The sequence below is a fragment of the uncultured Senegalimassilia sp. genome (assembly GCF_934632265.1).
Lineage (GTDB): Bacteria > Actinomycetota > Coriobacteriia > Coriobacteriales > Eggerthellaceae > Senegalimassilia.
Window position 1 is genome coordinate 1 of record NZ_CAKTYH010000025.1, and the last position, 19,533, is coordinate 19,533.

13 protein-coding genes, 4 tRNA genes and 1 pseudogene are annotated in these 19,533 nt (G+C 59.3%); 2 read left to right on the forward strand and 16 right to left on the reverse strand.

The genetic code is table 11. The annotated features are described in order from the left end of the window. Positions 1 to 39: 39 nt before the first annotated feature. From Q0H50_RS03255 to tig, 8 genes are all read right to left on the reverse strand, one after another. The gene (locus tag Q0H50_RS03255) at positions 40 to 1,530 is read right to left on the reverse strand and encodes a YifB family Mg chelatase-like AAA ATPase (protein ID WP_294419334.1); all 1,491 of its coding nucleotides are present in this window, start codon (positions 1,528 to 1,530) and stop codon (positions 40 to 42) included. Then, positions 1,527 to 2,009: a YraN family protein gene (locus Q0H50_RS03260; protein ID WP_294419335.1), complete on the reverse strand. Its 483-nt coding sequence runs from the start codon at positions 2,007 to 2,009 to the stop codon at positions 1,527 to 1,529. Before Q0H50_RS03260 ends, Q0H50_RS03255 begins: the two co-directional genes overlap by 4 nt. Positions 2,010 to 2,282: 273 nt before the next feature. Then, positions 2,283 to 3,062 (reverse strand): ribonuclease HII, encoded by a 780-nt coding sequence (locus tag Q0H50_RS03265; protein WP_294419337.1) that lies wholly within the window; start codon positions 3,060 to 3,062, stop codon positions 2,283 to 2,285. A 350-nt stretch (positions 3,063 to 3,412) separates the two neighbouring features. Continuing rightward, positions 3,413 to 3,760: a 50S ribosomal protein L19 gene (gene rplS / locus Q0H50_RS03270; RefSeq protein WP_042433961.1), complete on the reverse strand. Its 348-nt coding sequence runs from the start codon at positions 3,758 to 3,760 to the stop codon at positions 3,413 to 3,415. 123 nt (positions 3,761 to 3,883) lie between these two features. Beyond that, entirely contained in the window at positions 3,884 to 6,559 is a 2,676-nt protein-coding gene (locus tag Q0H50_RS03275; RefSeq protein WP_294419339.1) for a valine--tRNA ligase, read from the reverse strand. A 1-nt stretch (position 6,560) separates the two neighbouring features. Continuing rightward, positions 6,561 to 7,913 (reverse strand): ATP-dependent Clp protease ATP-binding subunit ClpX, encoded by a 1,353-nt coding sequence (clpX, locus tag Q0H50_RS03280; RefSeq protein ID WP_294419343.1) that lies wholly within the window; start codon positions 7,911 to 7,913, stop codon positions 6,561 to 6,563. Positions 7,914 to 7,927: 14 nt separating this feature from the next. Further along, entirely contained in the window at positions 7,928 to 8,548 is a 621-nt protein-coding gene (locus Q0H50_RS03285) for an ATP-dependent Clp protease proteolytic subunit (RefSeq protein ID WP_042433952.1), read from the reverse strand. Between the two features lie 182 nt (positions 8,549 to 8,730). After that, entirely contained in the window at positions 8,731 to 10,113 is a 1,383-nt protein-coding gene (tig, locus tag Q0H50_RS03290) for a trigger factor (RefSeq protein ID WP_294419345.1), read from the reverse strand. A gap of 252 nt (positions 10,114 to 10,365) precedes the next feature. Between tig and Q0H50_RS03295 the strand changes: the two genes are divergently transcribed. Then, positions 10,366 to 10,728: a hypothetical protein gene (locus Q0H50_RS03295; protein WP_294419347.1), complete on the forward strand. Its 363-nt coding sequence runs from the start codon at positions 10,366 to 10,368 to the stop codon at positions 10,726 to 10,728. A gap of 438 nt (positions 10,729 to 11,166) precedes the next feature. Here Q0H50_RS03295 and sstT read toward each other — a convergent pair whose 3' ends face one another. The 6 genes from sstT to Q0H50_RS03325 all read right to left on the reverse strand — a co-directional run bounded on the left by sstT (position 11,167) and on the right by Q0H50_RS03325 (position 14,730). Then, positions 11,167 to 12,405, reverse strand: a complete 1,239-nt coding sequence (sstT, locus tag Q0H50_RS03300) for a serine/threonine transporter SstT (RefSeq protein ID WP_294419349.1) — start codon at positions 12,403 to 12,405, stop codon at positions 11,167 to 11,169. 102 nt (positions 12,406 to 12,507) lie between these two features. After that, positions 12,508 to 12,593 (reverse strand) — tRNA-Leu (locus Q0H50_RS03305). Between the two features lie 153 nt (positions 12,594 to 12,746). Beyond that, positions 12,747 to 14,276 carry an NYN domain-containing protein gene (locus Q0H50_RS03310; protein ID WP_294419351.1) on the reverse strand — a complete coding sequence of 510 codons (1,530 nt, stop codon included), beginning with the start codon at positions 14,274 to 14,276 and terminating at the stop codon, positions 12,747 to 12,749. A 149-nt stretch (positions 14,277 to 14,425) separates the two neighbouring features. Beyond that, positions 14,426 to 14,501: transfer RNA gene (locus Q0H50_RS03315), tRNA-Lys, on the reverse strand. Between the two features lie 44 nt (positions 14,502 to 14,545). Continuing rightward, positions 14,546 to 14,621, reverse strand: a tRNA-Lys gene (locus Q0H50_RS03320). A gap of 32 nt (positions 14,622 to 14,653) precedes the next feature. Next, positions 14,654 to 14,730 (reverse strand) — tRNA-His (locus tag Q0H50_RS03325). A 281-nt stretch (positions 14,731 to 15,011) separates the two neighbouring features. Here Q0H50_RS03325 and Q0H50_RS03330 point away from each other — a divergent pair. Further along, a complete protein-coding gene (locus Q0H50_RS03330) occupies positions 15,012 to 17,069 on the forward strand; it encodes a sodium:proton antiporter (RefSeq protein ID WP_294419353.1) in 2,058 nt (685 codons plus the stop codon). 60 nt (positions 17,070 to 17,129) lie between these two features. On the opposite strand, the gene argS is transcribed toward Q0H50_RS03330, so the two are convergent. Further along, complete coding sequence (gene argS, locus Q0H50_RS03335; protein ID WP_294419355.1) at positions 17,130 to 18,842, reverse strand: arginine--tRNA ligase; 1,713 nt, start codon at positions 18,840 to 18,842, stop codon at positions 17,130 to 17,132. 415 nt (positions 18,843 to 19,257) lie between these two features. After that, positions 19,258 to 19,533: pseudogene (locus Q0H50_RS03340) on the reverse strand (carbamate kinase); the annotation flags it as partial.

The window sequence follows — 19,533 nt, forward strand, 5'->3', positions numbered from 1 at the left end:
CTGCCAACCGCATACCCGGCCCCTCGGGCTGCCCAGCCATCATGCACCCCCTTCGCGCAACCGGAAGCCGACCGCTTCGCACAGATGATCGCGTCCCACCCGGGGCACCTGCTCCATATCGGCAATGGTCCTTGCCAGCGCCAACGTGCGCATGATGGCGCGCCCGCTCATCGACCCCGAAGCCGCAAGCTTTTCCAGAAAGCCGCGATCGGCTTCGCTCATAGCGCACGACCCGACCAACACCTCGGCCTGACGTGCACGCTCATCCAACCCCGTGGTGCTGCGGCGCCACGATGCGTATTCCCGAGCCGCAAGCACCCCTTCGCGAAGCTTCGCTGACGAGGTCCCCTTTCCCGTTGAGAGCACCTGGCCCGGCGGGATGCGGGCGACATCGATATGCACGTCGATGCGGTCCATAAGCGGACCGCCCACTCGTCCCTGATACTGATGCACTTGGCGCTGGGAACAAGTGCAAGAACGCTCGGAGTCGCCGAAGAAGCCGCAGGGACACGGATTCGCCGCCGCTACCAGCATGAAGCGCGCAGGGAATCGCACGCTACCGTCGGCGCGCGTGACCACCACCTCCCCGGATTCCATAGGCTGACGGATGCCCTGCAGCACCGAAGGCGCGAACTCGGGCAGCTCGTCCAAGAACAGCACCCCGTTATGCGCCAACGAGATGGCACCCGGGCGCGGAGGCGAGCCTCCGCCCACCAAGCCTGCCAAGGTCGCGCAATGATGAGGCGCATGAAACGGCCTGATACCGGCCAAAAGCGGGGCGGCATCATGACCGGCAACGGAATGGATGACCGCCGCTTCAAGCGCCTCCGAACGTGATAAGGGAGCCAAGATAGAAGGCAGGCGCGACGCCAGCATGGTCTTACCGGAGCCGGGAGGCCCCATCATGAGCAAGCCATGCCCGCCGGCAGCGGCTATCTGAAAAGCACGCTTCGCCATGTCATGGCCTGCGATGTCGCGAAAGTCAAGCTCCTCGGGCTTTTCGGGCGCCAAGGCGCCCCCGAGTTCGACGAACTCTCCACGGCGCAACTGTCCAAGCGACTCGATCACCCGTCGACTGATGCCCTCTATCCGCCCAGCTCCATCCTCTGCCGCGCTCACAAGGGCCAGACCCTGCTTCTGGGCGCACAAGGCATACGCCAGCAAGCCGGCTACCGGCCGCACGGCCCCTTCCAAGGACAGCTCCCCTGCAAACAGCACGCCATCGAGCATGGCGGGATTCACTTGGCCCGTGGCGCACAACAAGCCTACGGCTATGGGAAGGTCGAACCCCGAACCGGTTTTCCGCAACGCGCTCGGTGCAAGGTTCACCACCACTTTGCTGCTCGGCATGCTAAATCCGCAGGCTCGCAACGCAGCGCGCACGCGCTCCCGCGATTCCTGTACCGAAGCATCGGCCATTCCCACGACCGAAAAGCCCGGCATCCCATTGCTCACGCACACCTCGACTTCAACGGGAACCGCCTGCACGCCGCGCAACGTCGCGGCGTGCACCACGCACGACGCGCTCATAGCGACTCGGCTCCAAAGGCGTTGATGTAATGGCGGATGGTGGCGTGCGCGTTATCGGTGACGACCAGGGACATGACGTCGAATCGTATCTGCAGGTCGCGCACGTCGTATCTGCTAGTGAAAAGCTCGGCGATTTTCAGGTACTTCTGGCGCTTTTTGCTGTCGACCGCCTCGCTCGGAAAACCTTTCTCGGTGCTCGATCGCGTTTTCACCTCTGCGAACACCAAGATATCGTCGTCACGTGCGATGATATCGGCCTCGCCGGCCTGGCATGTCCAATTGCGCGCGATGATCTCGTAGCCGCGCGACACCAGATAACGCGCCGCAACGTCCTCCCCCAAGCGGCCAAGCCGCTTATTGTGCAGATTAGGTTGGCTGCCTGCGCTCTCGGCGTCGTTGGAAGTCTGGTTAGGACTTTGTTCGTCTTGTCGATCATCTCGATGATCGTCTCGTTGCTCGTCTTGGCGTGATTCGGCCATAGCATGCTCCTTTCCTCGCTATGACCTACCTTAACGACGCCATCTTGCGCAACCCTTGTGCGAACCTTGCAGATAACACCACGTAAGCTTGCGGAGCCAGGAAGGATAAGCCTTCGCAAGCTGCATCTAATCACACCGAATCAGGCAGCATGCACGCAACGGCGCCACCTTCGCCAAAGGCTTGCAGATAGAGCAAAGCATGCCAACCATTAAGAATAACGCTCACCGCCGTCCGACCACGCACGTAATTCCTAGGCACTGCGCAGACACCGATTAAAACAGGCTTTCCTGCGTAAATGCATGGCAAAAGGATGCCCGATGAATCGGGCACAGCCCATGGTCTTTAATGGCCTGGATATGGGCGGCGCTTGCGTACCCCTTATTGGACGAAAAGTCGTACTCGGGATACTGCCGGGCATATTCGCACATGAGCGCATCGCGCTCGACCTTCGCCACAATGGAAGCAGCGGCGATGGAGGCGCACTTCCCATCGCCTTTCACCACGTTCACCTCACGCGGGTCCATATGCAGCGGGTTGCCATCAAGCAGCACCGTGTCGAGCTTCACGCCCGTCGACTCCACTTCCGCAAGGGCGGCCCGAAAGGCACGCAGCAGCGACGCCGTCATCCCGTTTGAATCGATATCTTCAGGTGAGACGTACTGAACGGTCCAGGCAAGCGCGACCTCCTTGATATGATGCGCTATCGCCTCGCGAGATTCCGCTTTCACTTGCTTAGAATCGTTGAGCCCTGGGATATGCGGCTGATCTGGCAGCACTACGGCGCCAACCGCCAAGGGGCCCGCCAACGGGCCGCGGCCAACCTCGTCAAGGCCGACCACGATACCGCCGCTCGCGATTTCGTTTTGGAAGGCATACATCCCCTCCAGGCGCGCCGACTCCTGGGCCTCGGCAGTAAGACGTCTTCGCGCCGACTCGACCGCCGAACGCACGCCCTTGCGCGTATCCGCGACCAACGACCGCTCGAGAACGGCGAACTCGGCAGCATCGGCAGCTTGCAGCTTGGATTTGATCTCAGCAACCGTTGGACCCATGGTTTCCCCTCCTGTATGACGCACATAAACGAGGCATCCCGCACTTCTGACTCGGAAGCGGTTTACCTCAAAATAGCATTCGAAAACGAGCCATTAAAATCCAGCGCAACCGGTTATCGATTCTGAAAACGATAGCCCCTCAAACCATCCGGCCTCGCTTGAACTAGCACAGACGCTAAACGAAGGCCGAAACACGATCTCTCGAACCAGTACGTTTCAGCCGATATAGCTGGATCAGATGGCGAAGGCGAAACAATGGAGCGCCTTCTCAGATCACGTTCTCGAATCAAAAAGAACCCCTCCTCCAATCGGACGAGGGGTTCTTGAAGTCACATATGCCGAATGCCGGCTTAGCGGAAGGACTTCTCCTTGATCTTGGCAGCCTTGCCCACCTTGTCGCGGAGGTAGTACAGCTTGGCGCGACGGACGTCGCCCTTACGGGTGACCTCGATCTTGTCGATCTTCGGGGAATGCACCGGGAAGGTACGCTCAACGCCGATGGAGAAGCTGATCTTGCGGACGGTGAACGTCTCGCGGACGCCATGGCCGTGACGACGGATCACGTCGCCCTGGAACACCTGGATACGCTCACGGTTACCCTCGGTGATGCGGTAGTGAACCTTGACGTTGTCGCCAACGTGGAATTCGGGAAGATCGGACTTGATCTGCTGCTGCTCGATTGCGCGAATGATATCCATTGCCTGTTCCTTCTTATATGTTCAGTAAAACCTTTACTTGTCACAAGACACGATTTGACAGTATACCGCCATTGCCGCCATCGTGCAAGTTTTTTGGTCCGCTAGCTGCGAATTCCTTCACAACTAGCCGAGCTCGGCCAGCTGAGCCTCGACACGGGCCAGCTGATCTTCAATCTCTGCAAGCTTGGCGCGATCCTTCTCCACGATCTCGGGAGCCGCCTTGGCCAAAAAGCCCGGATTGGACAGCTTCTTGGAGAACTTGGCCGCATCGCCCGCCAGCTTCTTCTGCTCCTTGGCGAGACGAGTGCGCTCAGCATCGAAATCGACCATGCCGGTGAGCACGCTGTACACCTCGGCGCCCTCAACGACCACGGCAGCGCTTTCGGCCGGCTTCGCCGCACCGGCGGCAACCGTGAGCTCGGATACGCGAGCCATAGCTTCGATTTGAGCGGAAAGCTCCTCGAGCACGGCCACGTTCTCGGGCTGAGCGTTCACCACGACCGCAAGCTCCTGCTTGGGGCTGATGCCGTAACGGGCGCGCGTGGAGCGGACAGCGCCCACGACGCCGCACAGCATGCCGACCGCACGCTCGGCATCGGGATCGATCCAAGAGGCAAGCGTCTCAGGCTCGGGCCAGGCCGCAACCATGAGCGCATCCTTCTCACCCTCGGCCTTGGGCAGGTGCTCCCAAATGGCCTCGGTCACGAACGGCGTTGCCGGATGCAGCAGGCGAAGCGCGTTGTCCAGCACGAACACCAGGTTGCGCTGCGTCTGCAGGCGCTCCTCGCCTTCGGCGCGCAGGCTTGCCTTGGTGAACTCGATGTACCAGTCGCAGAACTCGTTCCAGAAGAAGTTGTGCAGCTCGCGCGCGACCTCGCCGAACTGGTAGGCGGACAGGCCCTCCGTGACCACCTTGGAAAGGCGGGCAAGACGGCTGAAGATCCACGCATCGGCCTGGGTACGGGCAACAGGCTTGCCGGGCGTGAAGCCCTCCAGGTTGCCGAGCACGAAGCGGCTGGCGTTCCAGATCTTCGTGACGAACGAACGCGCCTGCTCGGTACGCGGGCTATCGATGAGCTCGCGGGTCTTCTTGTCGATGTTGGCATCGAAGCGGACGTCCTGGTTGTTGGTGACCAGCGTGAGCAGGTTGAAGCGCATGGCATCTGCGCCGTACTTCTCGATAAGGTCCATGGGGTTTACGCCGTTACCCTTGGATTTGGACATGCGCGTGCCGTCCTTGGCCAAAATGGTGGCGTAGATGACCACGTCATGGAACGGGATCTCATCGAGGAAGTACGTGGAAGCCATGATCATGCGCGCAACCCACAGCGCGATGATGTCGCGAGCGGTGAACAACGCCGCCGTGGGATGGTGCCCCTGCAACAGCTCGGTGTTGTCGGGCCAACCCTGGGTAGCGAAGGTCCAAAGCTGGCTGGAGAACCAGGTGTCCAGAACATCCTCGTCCTGGCGCACGTGATGGCCGCCGCACTTCGGGCATACATCGACATCCTCCATGAGCGCATCTTCCCAGCCGCAATCCTCGCAGTAGAACACGGGGATGCGATGGCCCCACCACAGCTGGCGCGAGATGCACCAGTCCCTAAGGTTCTCCATCCAAGTGAGGTAGGACTGCGTCCAGCGCTCGGGGTGGAACTTGATGTTACCGGAGGTGACGGCCTCGGTGGCCGGGCCCTTCAGCTTGTCGACAGCAACGAACCACTGCTCGGACAGCCACGGCTCCAACGCGGAGTCGCAACGGTAGCAATGCATGACCGAGTGATGATGGTCCTCAACGTGATCGAGCAGGCCATGCTCCTCGAACCACGCCACCACGGCCTCGCGGCACTCTTCGCGGCTCATGCCGGTGAACTGGCCGTAGCCTTCCACGACGTGCGCCGTCTCGTCGAAGATGTTGATCTTCTCCAAGCCATGACGCTCGCCCATGGCAAAGTCGTTGGGGTCATGGGCGGGCGTGACCTTCACGAAGCCGGAGCCAAAGCCCGCATCAACGTAGAAATCGGAGAAGATGGGGATCTCGCGGTCCATGATAGGCAGCATAACCTTCGCGCCCACGAACTTATCCTTGTCGTGGTCTTTCGGAGATACCGCAACGCCCGTGTCGCCCAGCATGGTTTCCGGACGGGTGGTTGCAACCACGATGTAGTCCTGCCCGTCGATGGGTTCCACCAACGGGTAGCGCAGATGCCACAGATGGCCGTCTTCCTCTTTGTACTCGGCCTCGTCATCGGCGATGGCCGTGGTGCAATGCGGGCACCAGTTGACGATACGCTTGCCGCGATAGATCAGATCATCGTGATACCAATCGCAGAACACCTTGCGCACGCCCTTGGCGTAATCCTCGTCCATGGTGAAATGAGGATCGGAGAAATCCACGGAGCAGCCCATGCGCTTGACCTGCTCCACGATGAACCCGCCGTATTCGTTGGTCCAGTCCCAGCAAGCATCGATGAACTTCTCGCGGCCGATCTCGCGACGCGAGATGCCCTCGGCGGCAAGCTTCTTGTCCACCTTGGTCTGCGTGGCGATGCCCGCATGGTCGGTTCCCAAGATCCAGCGCGTAGAACGACCGCGCATGCGGTTGAAGCGGACGAACGTGTCCTGAATGGTGTCATCCATCGCGTGGCCCATATGCAGCTTGCCCGTGACGTTGGGCGGCGGGATGGTCACCGTGCAATCGCCGACACCGGCGCTGCGGCGGTAGTAGTCGCCTTCAAGCCACTTGTCCAGCATGCGCTGCTCAACGGCGGCGGTATCGTAGGTTTTCGGCATTTCTTCCATGTTAGACGCTCATCTCCGGTTGCTCGGGAACAGAGTCGATCACCGGGGTGGTCTCCCCCGTGATATCGGTGGCGCGAACCACCACCTTCGAAGCACCTTCGTGCTCCGGCAGGTCATACATAACGTTTTGCAACACGCGCTCGCAGATGCTGCGAAGGCCGCGTGCGCCGGTTCCGTGCTCCAAAGCCTCTCGCGCGATGGCACGGAGGGACTCGTCGGTAAACGTCAGCTCGGATTCCTCGAATTCGAACATGCGCTTGTACTGCTTGACCAGCGCGTTCTTCGGCTCGGTCAGGATGCGCACCAGATCATCCTCCGAAAGCTCGGACAAGCTGGTGACGACGGGGATGCGGCCGACGAACTCGGGGATCATGCCGAACTTGTTCAAGTCCTCGGGCAGGACCTGCGCCAGCAATGCGGCATCGGCATGCTTTTTCGACTCGGGCATATCGGCATTGAAGCCAAGGCCCGACTTGCCGACGCGCTCGGCGATGATGTCGGCCAAGCCCACGAACGCACCGCCCAAGATGAACAGGATATTGGTGGTGTCGATATGTATAAGCTCCTGCTGAGGATGCTTGCGACCGCCCTGAGGCGGCACCGAGGCCTCGGTGCCCTCCACGATCTTGAGCAATGCCTGCTGCACGCCCTCGCCCGAAACATCGCGCGTGATGGAAAGGTTCTCGGCCTTGCGGGCCACCTTGTCGATCTCGTCGATGTAGATGATGCCGATCTCGGCACGCTCGATGTTGAAATCGGCAGCCGTGATGAGCTTGAGCAGGATATTCTCCACGTCCTCGCCGACGTAACCGGCCTCGGTGAGGGTGGTTGCATCCGCGATGGCGAAGGGAACCTGCAGCGTGCGGGCAAGCGTTTGGGCAAGAAGCGTCTTGCCGGAACCCGTCGGCCCCAACAGCATGATGTTGGATTTGGCAAGCTCGACGTCGCCTTCCTTGGCCTGCTCGCCAAGGCTGATGCGTTTGTAATGGTTGTACACCGCCACGGACAGAGCGCGCTTAGCCGCCTCCTGCCCCACCACATGCTCGGAGAGCTCGGCATACAGCTCATGAGGCGTGGGCAGCTGCGAGAGCACGAGCTCGGGACTCGGCGAGCCCGTCTGCTCCATATGAGCCTCGACCACCCTATCGTTGCCTGCCTCGCCCATAGCGGGCACCTGCAGGCCCAGATCGCGCATCATGGCATCGGCGCATACGGAGATGCACTCATCGCAAATGTAGATGCCGTTCGGGCCCGAGATCATGGCCGCAACCTGGTGCGGATGCTTGCCGCAGAATGCGCACACGATGTCCTTGGGGTCCTTGCCCGCGTATTGATCGTCGTGTCTATCGTTCATCGAGATTATCGTTCCTATTCGGATTTTGCCATTGCCGCACGGGACGTGACGATGCGGTCCACCAAGCCGTACTCAAGAGCCTGCTCGGCGGTCATGTAATTGTCGCGCTCGGTGTCGCGCTGAATGGTGTCCAGCGACTGACCGGTGTTGTCTGCCAGGATCTTGTTCAAACGCTGGCGGGTTTTCAGCATGAAATCGGCCACGATGGCGATCTCGGTCTGCTGGCCCTGAGCGCCGCCGGAAGGCTGATGGATGAGCACCATGGAGTTGGGAAGGCACAGACGCTTGCCCTTCGCGCCGTTGGACAGCAGCACAGCGGCCATGGAAGCGCATTCACCCAGGCAGATGGTAGAGACATCGCACTTGATGAAGTTCATGGTGTCAAGGATGCCCAGGCCGGCGGTCACACTGCCGCCCGGGGAGTTGATGTAGAGGCTGATGTCCTTTTCGGGATCGGCCGATTCCAGATGAAGCAGCTGAGCCACCACGGAGTTGGCCACCTGATCGTCGATCTGCTCGCCCAAGAAGATGATGCGCTCGTTGAGCAGGCGGGAATAGATGTCGTAGCTGCGCTCGCCACGCGGCGACTGCTCCACAACGTAGGGGATCAGAGCAGAATGTGGGTTGAAACTCATGTAAGCCTCGCTTCTCTTGAAAAGCCGCCGCAGCGGCCAAAAGGTTTGATAGCTATAGTGCGGCAACATGGCCGCGCGCGCAAGCGCTGTGACGCATTCATGGAGTAACCACAGCCCGCCCAGGCATGCGCACGCGCACGTACGCACCTCCTGGGCGGGCTGAAAATGGCTGACAGCTTATGCTATTCGGCGTCGTCGGCCTTGGCAGCCTTCTTGGCGGTCTTCTTAGCCGGCTTCTCGTCGTCGGCCTTCGGCTGGATCCCGGTGACGATGGCCTTGTCCATCAGATCCATGACGGCCTTCGTGCGCAGCACGCCCTCGCGGACCATGTGCAGCTGGCCGTTCTTGCGCCAATCCTCTTCCAGGGCAGCCGGATCCTCGACGCCGGACTTCACGAACTCCATGGTGACGTCGGCATCGGAGACCTGCATGTCGAAATGACGTGCCCAAGCGTCCAGGGCAAGGTCCTGCTTGACGGTGTCGGCGGCCTGCAGCTTGATGTCGTCCTTGAAGTTCTCGGCCTTCAGGCCCATCTGCTGCAGATAGGCGTCGAAGGACATGCCAGAAGCCTGCAGCTGCTGGAACAGCTCCTGCAGCAGGTTAGCCTCAGCGGCCTCGGCCATGGCGGCGGGCACCTCGACGTCCATACGCTCGATGAGCTTGTTCAGGCAAGCGCGCTCCTTCAGGCCCGGCAGCATGGACTTCTTCTGCGCGGTCAGGCTCTCGGCCAGACGGGTGCGCAGGTCCTCGACGCTCTCAAAGCCCAGGGTCTCCTTGACCCACTCATCGGTGACCTCGGGGAGGATCTTCTTGCGAACGGCCTTGACCTCGACGTCGAAGTGGATCTTCTCGGTCTTGTCCTTAAGCGCGCGCAGCAGCACGGGCGGGTTGGCCGGAATGTCCAGATCGAACTCGGCGGTCTGGCCCTTCTTCAGGCCGACCAGCTTCTCCTCGAACTCCTCGGGCAGAAGGCCGGCGCCCATGGTGTAGGGACGCTCCTCGGTGGACAGGCTCTCGATGGCCTCGCCCTTGTCGTCGGTGCACTTCATGGCGATGGTCAGCTCGGAGTCGACCTTGACCTTGGTGTTGGCCGGAGCGTCCTTGAAGGTGAAGTAATGCTCGCGGAAGTGCTCGATCTGGTCCTCGATCTCCTCATCGGTGGCCTCTTCGCCGGGAAGCTCGATCTCGACGGCCTCGTAGCTGTCCAGCTCGACCTCGGGCTTGCACTCGATGGTGAAGGTGTAGGAGTACTCCTTGCCGTCCTCGACCAGGCCGGGCTCCTCAGCGAACTCGGGCTTGCTGATGGGGAACAGGCCCTTCTCGTCGATGGCGATGAGGGAAAGACCGTTCACCACTTCGTCGGCGACGGAAGCGCGGACAGCGTCCTTGCCCAGTGCGTTGTCGATAATGGGACGCGGGGCCTTGCCCTTGCGGAACCCGGGGAAGTTGTACTTGTTAGCGAATTCCTTATACGTATTCTTGATACGGGCGTCGACGTCCTTGGCATCGAGGGTGATGGTCACCTTCGCGCGGTTGCCCTCAAGAGCCTCAACTTTAGTTTCCACGTAGCTATCCTCCATCGTTACTTGCTCACAGGTGCTATAGCGCACCGACCTGTTATTATGGCACATTCCGCCCGCTCGATAAAGCTGAGGTCCCGCGTTCACGAACGAACCACGGAAACGCAGGGCGCGCCTGCGCAACGGGACGCGGAAAACCACCGCGCCGCTTGCCACATTTGCCTACCAAAACGAACCTGTTCAGGGTATCATAACTATATCTGAAAACGCACACTCAACGCACCAGAGGAACTCATCATGGCTTCCATCGAATTGAACATCTTGCAAGAGCGGGAACTGGGCCGCCTGCTTGATTACGAACGCGCAACCTGCACCGTCGACGGCGAATTGGTCTATCGCTGCGCGTTCCCGCTGCGCCCCGACGACGACCTGCAGCGCGAGCTCATCGAGCGCGGGGCGCTTGCAAAACGCCCGGACGAGCGTCGCGGCACCGTGGTAGCCATCACAACCGACGGCTACTCCTACTTCCCCGCAAAGCGCAAAGCGCAGGAGGAGCGCAACCGCGATAAGCACCACGACACCCGTCTGGTAGCGCTTTCCGCCTGCTTTGCCGCTGCGTGCGTGATCATCGGCTTTCTGCTCGGCAGGTTTGTGGGATAACCTGCAAATCGCATCCTATATTCCGTTAAGGGGCGCTCCGGCGCCCCTTCTCATTGCCATGCGCCCGTACACGGACATAGCTGCGCTGGCACTGCAAGGGAAAGCATGCAAGTCGGCGTCTCCCAACGTCTGCCCTATTTGGCCAACGCCCTTCGCGAACGCCTCAAACCTCGGAGCCCCATACCGCCGATATTCCCCCTTTCCTTCCCTAGCCCGCCCTCTCAACCCCTTCGCGAACGCTTCGAGGCTCGGACGTGCATACCGCCCGTCGACGGCGACAAGCAGCCGTCGCAATCGTAGGAGGACGCAAGGCTAACCTGATCGCCGGTATCCTGCGCCCCCCACACACCCAGACGCTAGAACACCGCCAAACGCAAGGAGGGGGCGCGATCGCGCCCCCTCCTAAGGTATCGGTATATTCGGTTTGCCGTTTACACCCTACGCGTCTACGCCGGGCTTGAATTCGCGGCCCTCGCGACGCCACTGCATGTACTCGGCGGATGCCGCGAACAGCACGTCGGTGGAAGAGTTGATGGCAGTCTCCACGGAGTCCTGGATAACGCCGATGACGAAGCCAATGCCGACGACCTGCATGGCGATGTCGTTACCGATGCCGAACAGGCTGCAGGCCAGTGGGATGAGCAGTAGGCTGCCGCCGGCGACGCCGGATGCGCCGCAAGCAGACACGGCGGAAAGCGCGCCCAGGATGACGGCGGTGCCGAAGCCGACCTCGACGCCCATGGTGTGCGCTGCCATCATGGCCATCAAGGAGATGGTCACAGCCGCGCCGCCCATGTTGATGGTGGCGCCCAAGGGAATGGACACGGAGTAGTTGTCCTTGTTCAGACCAAGCTTCTTGCACAGCTCCATATTCACGGGGATGTTAGCAGCGGAGCTGCGGGTGAAGAACGCCGTGACGCCGGAATCCTTCGTGCAACGCCACACCAGCGGATAGGGGTTCTTGCGGAAGCACGCGAACGCCAAAAGCGGGTTGGTGATGAATGCGACCACTGCCATGGCGGCAAGGAGCACCAAGAGAAGCTGTCCGTACTCGGTGAAGATCTCAAGGCCGTTGGTGCTGACAGAGGTGTACACCAAGCCCAAGATGCCGAACGGAGCCAAGGAGATGATCCAGCGCACAACCTGCGAAACCGCATCGGAGATAGCGGCGAACACTTCCTTCACGCCGTCCTTGGCGCGACGCAGCGCGATGCCGAGAAGCACGGCCCAAGCAAGGATGCCCAGGTAGTTCGCGTTGGTCAGCGCGTCAACAGGGTTGGATGCGATGGACAGAAGCAGCTTGGAGAACACCGATCCGATGTCGGAAGGCGCTGCAGAGGTGTCCTGCGCAGCGGCCAGCGTAAGCTCCACGGGGAACAGGGAGCTCATCAGGACGGCGACGAATGCAGCGATGAACGTGGCCGCCAGATACAAGATCACGACCACTTTCATGGCACCGGCGCCCTTAGCGTTGGCAAGCGCGCTGATGACCAAGAAGAACACCAAAATGGGAGCCACGCCCTTCAGCGCGGAGACGAACAACGTGCCGAACATCTCCAGCACATCGTTGCCCGGCCAGAGCACGCCCAAAACGGCGCCGATGATCAAACCGACCAAGATACGCTTGATCAGGCTGATGTCGTTCCACTTTCGGCAGATCGACTTCAAAGTTTCCATACCAATCGTTCCTTCCCGCTTGCCTACCCCCTCCTATAAGGGTCGCAAGCTTCAGCATAAAGCAGCTGAGGGGAGCATGCATGCGTGCATGCTCCCCTCAAATGGTGCGGGCGAAAGGACTTGAACCTTCACGGGGGTTGCCCACCAGAACCTAAATCTGGCGCGTCTGCCGATTCCGCCACGCCCGCACGCCCTCGCGCGTGTTTTTGCGCCTAGCAATCATAGCAAAAGCAGCGACACGAACGAGGGTCGATTGAGCGGTTATCACCCTAAACGGCGGATTTAACCGGATGGAAACACGTGATGCGCCGAACAATGCAGCGCATCACGTAAAGCACAAGCTATTCTTCCAGCACGGCGAAATAATCGCTGCCCCGCTTCTCAACCTTGATATCGGCAAGAGAAGCGATGTACTGCCGCATCTGAGCGAACCCATGGTCGCGTACCTTGAACGATTTGAATGAGCTTCGCACAAGCTTGGACAGATCCGTTACGGCGACCCCGTCGATGCCCGCATCGCGCACGGCATCGAAGACGAGCTGCTCGGGCGTTTGCTCGGGCCCCTTTTCGGACTCCGGAGCCCGTGACGCCTTGCGCCGCTTGCGAGCCCGCTTCGAACCTTGCACCTCGGATTCGACCGCGCCACCTTCCCTGTCGTTTTCCGCGGCGAACGTCTCGGTAGCGGAAGAAGCTCCATGACCGCTTTCAGGGGAATCCGGCGAAGGGGTTGCGGCCTCCACCCTATCGAACGCCTCATCCGCAAGCGCGTCCGCGGCCGTCGTTGCACGCAAAGAAGCTCCGTCAACCTTGCCAGGCGCATCATCCATCACATCACCGGAATTGGCCGACGACGATGCTTGCTCAGACTCCATCTCGTTCGCCAAAGCCGACTCGGTCGCAGCCGATTCACCACCGAGCCCTTGGGGCCTGTCGCCAGCGCTGCCGGTTTTCGAGCGGGACCTGCGAGAACGGGACCTGCGAGAACGGCGCGGCTTGTCGCCTTCCTGCAGCTCGGAAGCATCTTGCTGCGATGCAGCGGCATCTCCCTCCGATCGGCTTTCGAGATCCGTCGCATCCGCGGACCCCGTTTGTGCATCGTCGTCGGGGCGGCCGCCGGACGACGCCGACGAGCCTTCCGTCAACTCAACCATCACGCTGTTGCCGTCCTTGGTCACCTGGACGCTGGAGAACTCGCCGAGAAGCTTCGTAAGCTGATTTGTGCCGTAGCTGCGCACATCGAAGTCCGGATAGCGCTTGAGAAGTCGGCTACCCACCTCGCCGAGGCCGGTGGCTTTACCGTTGTTCTGGTTATCCGTGACGATATCGGCCACGGCGCGCTCGACCTGCTCGATGCTCGGCCCGCTGCCCTGACCGGCAGTCGAGGAAGCCGCTCCGCGATGTCCACGGCGAGACGTCTTGCCGCTTTCGCCCACAAGCAGCTCAAGCGTGGTGAAGATATCGCACGCCTTGCGAAACGGCACAGGAGTCTTCTTCTCACCCATGCCGATGACGGTCAGGCCGCTTTCGCGGATACGGCTTGCAAGACGCGTGAAGTCGCTATCGCTGGAAACAATGCAAAAACCCTCGACGGAACCGGTGTACATGATGTCCATAGCGTCGATGATCATTGCCGAATCCGTGGCGTTTTTGCCCGTGGTGTAGCTGAACTGCTGAATGGGCGTGATCGAGTTCTCAAGCAGCGCATCTTTCCATTTGGCGTGCAGCGTGCTAGTCCAGTCGCCATAGATGCGCTTGTAGGTGATCGTGCCGTATTTTGACAGCTCATCGGTGATGGGCTTGATGTATTTGGCTGAAACGTTGTCAGCATCGATGATGAGCGCAAATCGTTTCTCAGATGGTTTGGAATCCAAAATGTCTCCTTTTGGGATCTGCTCCCATTGGCATGATGTGTCGCGTTCAATTGTACGATAGCACCGCAAGCGAGAAGCGATTGCGCATGACTGGGTACAAAAGCTCAGACAAAGAAAAAAGCCCCGCAAAAGCAGGGCTTGAGTTCACATGGTGGACTGTCGGGGACTCGAACCCCGGACCTTGGGATTAAGAGTCCCCTGCTCTACCAACTAAGCTAACAGTCCAAGAAAAAGAATATGTGAAGGTTCGTTCAACAAGCGTGTTTAAATGGTGGACCGTCGGGGACTCGAACCCCGGACCTTGGGATTAAGAGTCCCCTGCTCTACCAACTAAGCTAACGGTCCAAGAAAACACACTATGTCAAAAAGCTGCGCGATGGGGTGGGTGAAGGGATTCGAACCCTCGACCTCCAGAGCCACAATCTGGCGCCCTAACCAACTAGGCCACACCCACCAAGGCGCGAGTAAGTATTATACGCACTTCCCAAATCTGTGCAACCCCCTTTTCAAAACTTTTTTCGAAAAGGTTTTCGAAGCCGTCCGTACGACGTGACACATCGCATTCGCCCTTACATGAGCGGAATAGAAGCATTGCCAAGGTATAGCCGCGCGCCTACGGCGGTTACTTCCACTATTTTGTGCAGATGCACCAACCTTCATACGCCGTTAACCTTTCAGCACCTACCGTTCGGGTTACAATGTGGTCATTCCCGTTGAATACTTGGAGATGCCCATATGGAGACATTCCTGCTTATATTGCTCATGCTCGCCGCCGTATTAGCCTCGTCGGTGATCGATCAGCTCGTGCCCAAAGTATCTTCGCCGCTTATCCAAATCGGCCTAGGCCTTGCCATCGCCGTGGTCGCAGGACGGCAGATCGACCTGCTGTTCGACGAATCAGAGCTGTTCTTAGTGTTGTTCATAGCCCCGTTGCTCTTTCATGAAGCCAAGGAGGCAAAGAAGACGGAACTATGGCGCAATAGGCGCTCAATCTTATCGCTGGCAATCGGCTTGGTGCTGGCGATTATCGTCGCCGTGGGCTTTTTCGTGAACGCTATGATCCCCTCCATTTCGCTTGCTGCGGCATTCGCTCTGGGTGCAGCGCTCGGTCCTACCGACCCCATTGCCGTGTCCGCCGCATCGAAAGACGCCGACATCAGCCCGCGATGCAAGGCGCTCCTTAAAGGCGAATCGTTAATCAACGACGCCTCAGGTATCGTAGCCTTCCAATTCGCCATAGCCGCAGCTATGACCGGCGCCTTCTCCCCCGCTCATGCCATTGGCGAGTTCCTGCTGGAGTTCGTGGGAGGCATCACGTTCGGCTTGATACTTGGCGTCATCGGCAACGGCATCGTTCGTCTCGTGCGATCCTGGGGCCTTGAGAACACCACGTTCCACGTCCTGTTCGAGGTATTCACCCCGTTCATCGTCTTTTTGGCGGCCGACCAACTCGGGGGAAGCGGTATCTTGGCCGTGGTGGCGGCCGGCCTTGTCAACGTCATCTCGCCGCGCACCGCGGGCCCCTCGGTATCTCGCCTCAACATCGTCTCCACCAGCGTGTGGCGCGTTATCTCCTTCACGCTCAACGGCATCGTGTTCGTGCTACTGGGAACGCAGTTGCCGCGCGCCATGCAAACCACCTGGAGCAAGGTGGCCATCTCGAACTGGACGCTGCTCGCATACGTGCTGACCATCAGCTTGATTCTCATCGCAGTTCGATTCGTATGGGTGCTGCTGATGGAGCGCGTGCACCACCGGCACGTCGCGAAGCGCAACGAGAAAACCGCGAAGGAGAAGAACATCGCGCCCGAACCGCGCAAGTCGCTTGCCCATGACGTGCATTCTGCTGCCATCATGACGCTTGGCGGCCCGAAGGGTACTGTGACGCTGGCGGTGATCCTGACCATCCCGCAGGCTATCGCGCAACGTCAGCTGATACTGTTTTTAGCGTGCGGCGTCATCGTGGTCACGCTCCTACTCGCCACCTTCGTGGTTCCGATCTTGGCCCCTCAGAAAAAACGCGACAACACCGAGCAGCTCGAACGCGACGTCCAAGCGAACCTTGACATCCTCCGCGTTGTAATCGAAGAACTGTCCGCACGTCAAACGCCCGAAACGCGCGCGGCAACGCAAATCGTCGTGCGGCAGTATAACGACCGCATTAAAAGGATCAAAGAGCTTAACGGCATAGAGGACGAGCCGAACATGAAGCTGCGCCTACGCACGCTTGCTTGGGAACGCGAATTTGCGCAGAGCCTTATCGACGCCGACGAGGTGGATCGATTCGCAGGGTATCAGTACCTCATGCGTCTTGCGCGAATGGAAGAGTTGATCATGCATCAGCACTCGGTACGCGCTAATCTTCGACAGCATTTCATTCGATGGAGGACGTTCGGTCGACGCAGCTTGCAAGAAATCGTCCATAAGGTTCCCGGAGCCGAACTCAGCGAGACCACGCAAGCTACCCGAGCACTGCAGATCAAGTGCTACGAGCATGTAGTGGATAAGCTCCATGAAGAGTTGGCCGGAAACTCCCCCGCAAACGCCGAGGACATTTCAAAACTGCTTATCGAATACCAACGTCTGCTGAGAACGCTGCGCGCAGCCGCCCCTTCCATCACCACGTTCACGACGACGCAAGATAAAAGCGCCGATGTCGAACGACTTGGTCTGGAAATCGAGCTGGAGCAGATTCAAACCCGCTACGACGACGGCGAGCTTTCCCGTGTAGCAGCAAAACGCCTGCGAGAAAACGTCAATCTCATGCAAATGGACCTGGAGGACAACGTATAGAACAGAAATGGCCGCCCACATGGGCGGCCATTTTACTGAACGGCAAAACCGAGCGAAAGCCTACATACGCTCAGGAGCGGAAACGCCGATAAGGCTAAGCGTCAGCGCCAGGACCGTGCGGGTAGCATCGGCGAGAGCCAGGCGACCGTTCTGGACAGCAGCCTCTTCACCGATGATATGGCAGTTCGTATAGAACTGATGGAACAAGCCGGCAAGCTCCTGCGCATAGTGCGTCAGACGGAACGGGGCGCGATCGCGAGCCGCCAAGGCGACAAGCTCGCCAAAGTCATCCATCTTACGCATAAGCGCGATTTCGGACTCATGCGTGAGCACGCTCAGGTCGACATCAGCCGGAATAACCTTTGCAACCAGCTCATCTGCGGAAAGAGACTCGGCACCTTCGCCGGCAGCCTTGCGCAGAACAGAGCAGATACGCGCGTGGGCATACTGCACATAATACACCGGGTTGGAGTTGTCCTTCTTCTTAGCAACCTCGATATCGAAATCGATGGGCTGATCGGAAGAACGCGAGAGCATCAGGAAACGCGTTGCGTCCACGCCGACCTCTTCGATAAGCTCGGCGAAGGTGACCATCTCGCCCGTACGCTTCGACATACGCACCGCTTCGCCATCACGGAAGAGGTTGACCAGCTGGCCAAGCACGACCTCAAGCGCGCCGGGATAGCCCCACGCAGCAAGCATGGCTTCGCAACGGCGGATGTAACCATGATGATCGGCACCCCACAGGTCGATGAGGTGATCGAAACCACGCTGCATCTTGTCGTAGTGATAAGCCACATCGGACATGAAGTACGTGTACTCGCCGTTTTCCTTCAGCAGAACACGGTCTTTGTCGTCACCGAAATCGGTGGAGCGGAACCAGGTGGCGCCATCCTTGTCGTAGAGGTAGCCCTTCTCGTTCATGATCTCAAGGGAACGGGAAACGGGCGACGTGCCGCTTTCATCGGTCTCATAAAGGCTGCGCTCACTGAACCAGGTATCGAAGGTGGTACCGAAACCGGTGAGGGTTTCACGGGCAAGATCGAGCATCTCCTGATAAGCGATTTCGCGGAAAGCCTCCATGCGCTCCTGGTCGCTGACGCTCTCCCACTTGTTGCCATCACGATCGATGATTCCCTGGGCGATATCTTTCACATAGCCGCCACCGTAGCACTTCTCAGGCATCTCAACGTCATGACCCAGCAGCTGCATATAGCGAACGGAGACGGAATTACCGAACACATCCATCTGAACGCCATGATCGTTGATGTAGTACTCCTCGGAAACCTGATAGCCCGCATGGCGCATCACGCGAGCAATGGCATCGCCAAGCGTTGCCCAACGGCCATGACCGACATGCATCGGACCCGTAGGGTTAGCGGAGACGTATTCAAGGTTAACGTTGTGGGGAGTACCTTCCGGCACCGTGCCCTTGCCAAAATCAAAGCGCTCAGAACGCACCCGAGCGGCAACGGACTGAAATGCAGAAGGAGCCAATTTGATATTGATGAAACCAGGACCCGCAATCTCAACAGACGCAATCATGTTGTTTTCAGGCAGATGATCAACGATGATCTGCGCAATCTCGCGCGGATTCTTATGAGCCAGCTTTGCCGTACGCATGGCTACGGTCGAAGCCCAATCGCCATTGGACAGGTCGCGAGGACGCTCAAGTGCCGGAGCAGGACGCTCGGCCAGCTCCAGCGTTGCGTCGTCACAAGCAGCGGCGATAGAGGCCGCAATGAGGTTTTCCAGTTCTTCGCGAATTTGCATGTTGATAAAACTTCCTTAAGCTAGCGCCGAATACATAGTTCTGCATCTTACCATGGTTGTCCCAAGAAACCGATAATCGGTAGCCAGGCAACACGGTAAACCGAAAACCAAAAGCTCCCCCGCATAAGCGAGGGAGCTTTTGGGCCTTGCCCAAAGATCAAATCTTGAACAAAGGCAAAGGCTTTAGGAGGTGCGACAGGGCATGCGCACGCACTGTCGCGAGTAAGCGTTGTTTCAGTTTCCATTCGAGATGAGCAACCGATAAAAACCGATTGGGCTGAAAACAAACTTGAAGCAAATCGCAAGTCGCGGATCGCGAGCAAAAACGATCTGCAGAAGCCGTTTTCATAAGTTTGCTGCACCGAAATCGCGTTGCGATATCGGGAAGGATCAGCAAACAGAGCCAGTCATCAAATTAAGCAACGATGACGGTGCCCGTCTTGCCCTCGAGGCCGGCAGCGGCGCACTCGAGGGAGGTGATGAGGGCCTTGCCCTTCGGGAAAGCCTCGACGTACTCGATGCAGGCCTCGACCTTGGGCAGCATGGAGCCGGGAGCGAACTGGCCCTGGGCGATGTACTCGCGAGCCTCGGCCACGGTCATCGTGGAGAGCTCTTCCTGGTCGGGCTTGTTGAAGTTGATGCAGACCTTCTCGACGGCGGTCAGGATGACCAGCATGTCGGCGCCGAAGTC

What these genes read in the sequence shown, in the direction of transcription:
- Q0H50_RS03285 (WP_042433952.1), bottom strand. Translation starts at nt 8,548, where the DNA reads ATGAGTTTCAACCCACATTCTGCTCTGATCCCCTACGTTGTGGAGCAG.
- argS (WP_294419355.1), bottom strand. Translation starts at nt 18,842, where the DNA reads ATGCAAATTCGCGAAGAACTGGAAAACCTCATTGCGGCCTCTATCGCC.
- Q0H50_RS03295 (WP_294419347.1), top strand. Translation starts at nt 10,366, where the DNA reads ATGGCTTCCATCGAATTGAACATCTTGCAAGAGCGGGAACTGGGCCGC.
- Q0H50_RS03260 (WP_294419335.1), bottom strand. Translation starts at nt 2,009, where the DNA reads ATGGCCGAATCACGCCAAGACGAGCAACGAGACGATCATCGAGATGAT.
- Q0H50_RS03265 (WP_294419337.1), bottom strand. Translation starts at nt 3,062, where the DNA reads ATGGGTCCAACGGTTGCTGAGATCAAATCCAAGCTGCAAGCTGCCGAT.
- Q0H50_RS03275 (WP_294419339.1), bottom strand. Translation starts at nt 6,559, where the DNA reads ATGGAAGAAATGCCGAAAACCTACGATACCGCCGCCGTTGAGCAGCGC.
- clpX (WP_294419343.1), bottom strand. Translation starts at nt 7,913, where the DNA reads ATGAACGATAGACACGACGATCAATACGCGGGCAAGGACCCCAAGGAC.
- rplS (WP_042433961.1), bottom strand. Translation starts at nt 3,760, where the DNA reads ATGGATATCATTCGCGCAATCGAGCAGCAGCAGATCAAGTCCGATCTT.
- Q0H50_RS03255 (WP_294419334.1), bottom strand. Translation starts at nt 1,530, where the DNA reads ATGAGCGCGTCGTGCGTGGTGCACGCCGCGACGTTGCGCGGCGTGCAG.
- Q0H50_RS03330 (WP_294419353.1), top strand. Translation starts at nt 15,012, where the DNA reads ATGGAGACATTCCTGCTTATATTGCTCATGCTCGCCGCCGTATTAGCC.
- sstT (WP_294419349.1), bottom strand. Translation starts at nt 12,405, where the DNA reads ATGGAAACTTTGAAGTCGATCTGCCGAAAGTGGAACGACATCAGCCTG.